Below are 2,297 nucleotides of genomic sequence, written 5' to 3'. Positions count from 1 at the left end.
ATAATTTAAATATTTAGAGCGGATTTATCACTTATAAAACTGAATTGAGTGGTCTAATTAACGGAACCACATTATTTACTATCAATAGGATGTATATGAAATGAACATTGATTCCGACTTCCACCACCTCAAAATCTTTTATTATATTTATCCATCGAGCTAATCTTGAGTATAAGCGGCTTTGTGTAAGAAAGCCGAACCAAAGTATCAAATATCAGAAATAATTATACTAGCAAGCACTTTAAGTTTAACATTAGCTAACAATTAATTACTTTTCAATATCTTAAAGTTAAAAAATAGACAAATTACGCAATTAAAAAGTGTGGCTTTGATGTAAGTAGTGTATATTTTAGGTAAAGAGTGTTTATAAAAGATACTATGCTTACTGTCGATGATCTTCAACAACGCTGGGTGATTTTTGAAAATCATTTCAATGATTTAAGTATCATTGAAATGATTCTTCTTTTTTCGCAAAAAAAAATTTCAAATCAATGGCAACAATATGAAAAAGACAAACTACTAGAAGAATATAAAACTTGGCAATTACCTGATCCAAAAAAAAATGCTCAAGCTCGTAATTTATTGCACAAAATCATCAATTGTTTATTAGAAAATCAGCATCGAAATCCTATAGTTGATCAAATAAGTAAGAAAAATGGATGGGTCGAGCAATGGTGTTCACAAGCTCTGAAGTATCAAATTTTTGAAATACATGAATATGAGTATATTGCTTCTATTTTAGCAAGTCGTGGTTTTTTAAAAGGGTCAGAAGAAATTTTGGATCAGATGGTGCGTGTTTATGAAAATACCATTCTTATAGACTATTTGATTAAATCTTTAGTCCAAAATAAGCAATACAGCAAAGCAATTTACTATCAAAAAATAAATATTGAGCGTACTAAACGCCATAACTCAGAACGCCATATAGAAGCATGGCAAAATTTTATTTTTCTACTTATTCAAAGAGATGGTCAATACTCTTGCAATGTCAAGGATATAGAACTGGCTCATAGTTTAAATGATAAATATTCTGATTACTCCCAAAGTCAGTATTCAAGATTCCAAGCACTTATTAATGAAAAACTTATCCAATATAGTTTTAAGTCAAACCAAGCGATAAGTACAACTTCACAGTTACTCGGTGGTTTACAACGATTAAACTATAATGCGTCACACAAATTTTTTGGTGGTAATTCAGAGCTTCCTTATTATAACGATTTAGTCAAATCTGCTCCATTGGCTGTCTCTATAGAAGAGTTTCAACAATATTTTAGAGTCCATCATCATCTCACGGAACGATTAAACTACATTTTAAAAGATCAATCAAAAATTGAGGATAGCTTACTTCAAGCAGGAGCTATCTCTGCTTTTAGTTTGTGGAACTATTCTCAGATTCAACCTGAAGTATTACAGGCATTAAGATTTTCATCGGCAGGTCATCCAACAGATTTTTTTGATTTGCAAAATAAGGTAAGCAATCTAAGTGATGGAGCTTTGACACGCTTATCTGGCTATGTTGCTGAACAGCAAGTGGCTGAACATCTAAAAGCTCAAGGTCATCATGTTATTTTTCCTGAAAAATCGAATCAAATGGGGTATGACCTACTTGTAGATGGCCATCCAATGCAAGTGAAGTGCACTACTAGTGCAAGTTATATCCAAGCCCACTTAAATAATCATCCAGATATTCCAGTCATTATTAATAGTGAAATGGCAGAATATTTTAAAGATCATCCAAATGTTATTATTGACTATGACTTATCACATGAAACAGTACAGACGGTTCTAGCAGATTCTGTAGCGCATTTAGATCAATTTGGTTCAATGCAAGAGAGTGTATTAACATCATTTCTTGCTGTATTCGTATCGTCTAAACGCCATTATCATTTATATGAATATGGAGGTTACGAAGCAAAGGATGCAGCTTTACACACTATAGTTGATACGAGTGCAAAAGTTTCTGGAGTACTGACGGGTAAGGCCATTGGTTTCTGGGCTGGTGCAGCATTAGGCCCTGTAGGAGCTATCGTTGGTGCAACTGTTGGGAGTTTTCTTGGAAATGTCTTCGCTTCGGCACAATCAGATCAATTTCTAAAACCTCATGTTGTAGCAAAAGCAAAAAAAGTTTCACATGAGTTAGTTGAATTAGCGAAATTCTTTATTAAAGAAATTTTACCGATACGGCACAAGTTATATGAAAAAGATTTAAAAGGGTATTACTGATGTGGGTCTAGGATTTTAGACCACGTCTATAAGTGATAATCTACTCCCCAATAAGCATGGGAAATGCTTGTTTT

Annotated in this window: 1 protein-coding gene; it reads left to right on the top strand. The window is 33.1% G+C overall.

Translation table 11 applies throughout. The features are described from left to right. Positions 1–360 precede the first annotated feature (360 nt). Positions 361–2,223 carry a glycine zipper family protein gene (locus F973_RS01200; RefSeq protein ID WP_155756447.1) on the top strand — a complete coding sequence of 621 codons (1,863 nt, stop codon included), beginning with the start codon at positions 361–363 and terminating at the stop codon, positions 2,221–2,223. The last annotated feature ends 74 nt before the right edge of the window (positions 2,224–2,297 follow it).

Origin of the sequence: Acinetobacter sp. CIP 102129, from assembly GCF_000368305.1 — a bacterium.
GTDB lineage: Bacteria > Pseudomonadota > Gammaproteobacteria > Pseudomonadales > Moraxellaceae > Acinetobacter > Acinetobacter parvus.
Note: the sequence above shows the minus strand (reverse complement) of the source record. Positions and strands in the feature narration are given on the sequence as shown.